The organism is Bacteroidales bacterium, assembly GCA_014860585.1.
GTDB lineage: Bacteria > Bacteroidota > Bacteroidia > Bacteroidales > 4484-276 > RZYY01.
The window spans coordinates 1-4,475 of the sequence record JACZJL010000183.1; the positions used below are offsets into that span (position 1 = coordinate 1).

Genomic DNA, 4,475 nt, shown 5'->3' on the forward strand with positions numbered 1-4,475 from the left:
CGTTCTCCGGTGCTTACGATGGAAATAACTTTACCATTGAATCGCTTTATATCAAAAGGGAATATGAAAGTTACCTTGGTTTGTTTGGATATTTGAATGGTGCGTGGATTGAAAAACTCCGGCTTTCCAATGCAGATATGACAGGTTATTATTATGTTGGAGCACTTGCAGGAAGGGTGGTTAACCAAACAGATATTTCTTATGTCGAGGTTGTAAATGCCCAGATTTATATCTCCAAAAGTTATGCAGGAGGAGTGGTGGGTGGTGCAAGTTATTCAAATCTTTACAGATGCTCCTCCTCGGGGACAGTGACGAAAGGAGGCGAATACGTTGCGAATTGGATAGGTGGCATCGCCGGAGCAATTTCCGGTGAAACCCTGGTTGAAGAGTGTTATAGTACAACCGATGTTTTGAGCGAACTTCATAATTCGATAGGTGGGCTTGTTGGTAACCTTTGGACAGGAGCGGAAATAAAAAACTCTTATGCAAGAGGCAGGGTAATTGGTACCTGGGCTATCGTGGGGGGATTTGCCGGTGGTAATCAAACCGGTGTCATATCAAATTCGTTCTCAACAGGAATGGTCTATGCAGTCGAACTCTATGTAAACGGGTTTTTAGGCAGAAACGTAGGTGGTTATTGCTATAACAATTTCTGGGATGTCGAAACATCACAGCAAAATACTGATGAATGTGCATCCGGGAAAACAACGGCTCAGATGAAGACGCAATCCACATTTACCAATGCAGGCTGGGATTTTGAAAACGTATGGGCTATGGATGGGGTAACCAATGACGGATATCCCTTTTTGAAATGGCAGACTGGTCCACAATCATTGTACTACAAGGAATTGTTGCATACTTCACTGGGTAATGCTACCCTAGAAAAAGTAACAACGGAAATCTTATTGGCCGACAACATTGGTATCACCGGATCAGATGGTTTTTCGGTAGATGTGCATGACTATCCGAGCATGGTTGAATGGGGGATGACAGCAGCCCTGGATTTTAATCAGCTACCGGTGGGTGCAAATTTGCAAATAAAATCAACAGGATCTCATTCCGGAATGGAAAATCAAAATATAAGTGTTGCCAATTATGAAAAAACCGGGGATGGGATTCATGCTTTTGTAGATTTTACATCCATTGGAGTTACATCAGTTGTGGCAAATTTTTATATTGACGGTACACTCATACAACAGGAGATAATCCCTGCCGGCGCTTTTGAATATGATGCATTATCTGGTTCTCCGGAACTGGTTTCGGTTACTAAAAGCGATTGTTACTTACCGGGGGGCAAAACAATTTTAGAAGATGCGCCTGGTATATCTGTTAGCCTGGGTGAAATCACTGAAATAATTGCTTCCTGGTTTGGTTCCAACCTAATTATTACAGCTGATGCCATTGAGTTTTATGCTTACCAGGATTACAATCCGAAATATTCTTATGCTCAAATTGAGGTAACGGCAGCAAACTTTTCTCCATTAGCCATTGTGGACGAATATGTTATTGAGGGTTTAACAAGCTGTTTTCAGGGTTTTATCCGAGATGCCTTGACTAACTTTTCCATTGATAACGCTACAGTTACAGCCTTGAATATGGTAAATGGAACTCAATCATACACAACACCTTTTGGGTCGCACTACTCAATGCCGGTTCCTCCCGGATCTTATGATTTAACCTGTGAAGCTGAGGGCTATGAATCCATGACAGCCTATAACATGATATTGTTGGAAAACCATAATACTTCTTACACATTTTATTTAACCCCAACTGAAGGACAGCATGGATATACAGGAGTTGGTGGGGTGAATGTTAATGAAATGAGGATTTATCCAAATCCTGGCAATGGAACCTTCACCATCAAAGGCGCTCATGAAAAAATAAATGTCAGGATTTTCAATGCCTTTGATGTGGAGGTTTATTTGCGTGAGCTGAATTTACCGGCGAAGGTTGATTTATCAACCCAGCCTGAAGGAATTTATTTGGTAAGGATTGAAACTGACAAGGGAGTTTTCTTTGAAAAACTGGTGATTAATTAACAATCCCTCAAAAACAGTAAGGCAAATTCATCTGATCACATTTTAGTAAGTTTAACCGTGTAAATTTAAAATTAGAATAAAAATTTGCACGGTGAAAAGGATTGCAATTGCTTGTAAAGAGAGATAAATCACCGATGCTTGAGTTCCTATTCAGCAATAAATGACATAAAGCCTGATGCAACCATAGTTATGTCAACGGAAAAAGTTGGTTTGCCTTTGAAGCCGGGAATTGAACTCAATACGGAATTGATAGAGAAAATAAGGCTGTAGCCTGGCATTAAGGGCTATTGTACCGATTTGTCACAACAGCAGTTGTCCGATGAAGCTGTCATTGAACGTTACCATCAACTTTGGCACATTGAGCAGTCGTTCCGAATGAGTAAGTTCGATCTGCAGGCCAGCCTTACAAAACAAATTTTTATATTCCGTTCACCCACAAAAGAAATCCTAAATAGCCAACTTGCAAACATTATTATCAAATGGGGTTTGCTACCGCACTAAATGTCACAAGTCAGGAATATCCGATCCTCAGCGGGTTGTACCAGGTATTTAACGGCAGTTATGACATCACCTCCTTTGTCGATAAGCTGTTGAATCATCAGGGGTAGTTTACCTCAGAATCGTCACGCTTCCCTGCTGTGAGCGATTCACAATTTTTCCGGTTCTGTCCAGGGTCTGGTAGTCGCAGGTCCAGAAATAAACCCCTTCGGAGGCATTGCTGCCGTTGATTTTTCCATCCCATTCCTCATGGATACTGTTCATTTCATGCACTCTCCTGCCCCACCGGTTGAAGATGGTCATTTTGAAGTTGAAAATGCCATCCGGGTAAGTAGTGGTGGCAAAGAAAGCATCGTTGTACCCATCGCTGTTTGGGGTGAAGACGTTGGGTACCCAGAGGTCAGAAAAAACATCCACCCTGATAGAATCCAAAACATAGCAAAAACCATCGAATGCACTCAGCCAGTAAGTTCCGGCCTCACCCACGTTCAGCGTGCCTGCAGTGGAGCCTGTGCTCCACAGAAAATCGGAAAAACCGGGACCAGGAGAAAGCAAAACTTTTTCACCACTGTGGATCACCGTGTCATTGCCCAAATCCATGAATCCCTGATGGAAGTAGATATTCACCGAATCGCTGTAAGTTCCGCAGATGGTCTCCACCTGAACTTTATACAACCCTTCATCAGCAGCCCAGAGTTCGGGGGTTTGCGACCCGTTATGCCAAAGATAGGAAACATAGCCTTCCCCAACATCCAACAAAATGCTGTCGCCATCACAAATCCATTGGCTCTCATCAAGCCCGAATGATGGAGGTAAGAAAGGCTCAACTCTAACCGTGTCAGAGCCAAAACATCCGAACTCATCCTGAACAGTGACCCAGAAATCACCGGATTCATTGGTTGAATACTCTATCCCTGCTGAACCATCCTGCCAAACGTACAACCAATATCCAGGCAGCGCCTGCAAAGTAATCGTTTCATCAGGACAAATGATTGTATCTGCGCCCAGAAGATCATCCGGGATACTATTCACCATCACCTGCACCGAGTCCCTTGCAGCACAGCCATATTCATCAGCGACCTCCAGCCAGTAAATTCCCTCATTATCCGCCAAAATTGACTGGTAAGTTGATCCATCCTGCCACAGGTAGCTTTCAAAACCTTCAGGGCCGTAAAGGAAAATATAATCCCCTTCGCAAAGGTTAATTGTATCGTTGCAGAGTGAAAAACTGAACTCCGAAAATACTTCAATGTACACACTATCTGCATTGGTGCAGCCAAACTCATCAGTAACAGCCACCCAATAAATCCCTGTTGAAGAAACAGTCAGGGTCTGATTAGTTGTTCCGTTTTGCCACAAATAAGATGCAAATCCACTGCCCGGATCGAGGATAATACTCTGGCCATAACAGAAGGAAGTATCATTGCCCAGGGTAAAATCAAAGGGTTCGGTGAAATTTACGTAGATGGAGTCAGCGCCGCTGCCACATTCATTGGCCACTTCAACCCAATAGAAACCCGCCTCATTGGCCATGAAGGTCTGTCCGACGGAACCATCCTGCCAGAGGTAACTTTCGAAACCTTCACCCGCATCCAGCACCAGCACCTCATTAAAACAAACCAGCGTATCGTTTCCGAGCCAGACTTCCGGAGCGGGAAGAAAGGTCAAGTTGATCGTATCGCTCCCCAAACAGCCATTTTCATCGGTAACCTGCACCCAGTAACTGCCGCCGGAATTCGCAAGATAACAGGAATCGGTGCTTCCATCCTGCCAGAGATATTGCAAAAAACCCTGCTCAGGACAAAGCAGCAAGGTTTCACCAATACATAGCGTAGTGTCGTTTCCAAGCCAAACAACAGGCGTCGGAACAATCGTTACGTTGATCGAATCTCTGCCTGTGCAGCCGAACTCATTGGTCACCTCCAACCAGTACAAACC

2 protein-coding genes are annotated in these 4,475 nt (G+C 43.8%); one reads left to right on the top strand and one right to left on the bottom strand.

Annotated elements, in window-relative coordinates; translation table 11 throughout:
* Positions 1 to 2,039, top strand: a 2,039-nt coding sequence (locus tag IH598_17475) for a T9SS type A sorting domain-containing protein (protein MBE0640309.1), incomplete at its 5' end; no start/stop codon positions are given.
* Between the two features lie 609 nt (positions 2,040 to 2,648).
* Here IH598_17475 and IH598_17480 read toward each other — a convergent pair.
* A partial coding sequence (locus tag IH598_17480) for a gliding motility-associated C-terminal domain-containing protein (protein ID MBE0640310.1) occupies positions 2,649 to 4,475 on the bottom strand: 1,827 nt, incomplete at its 5' end.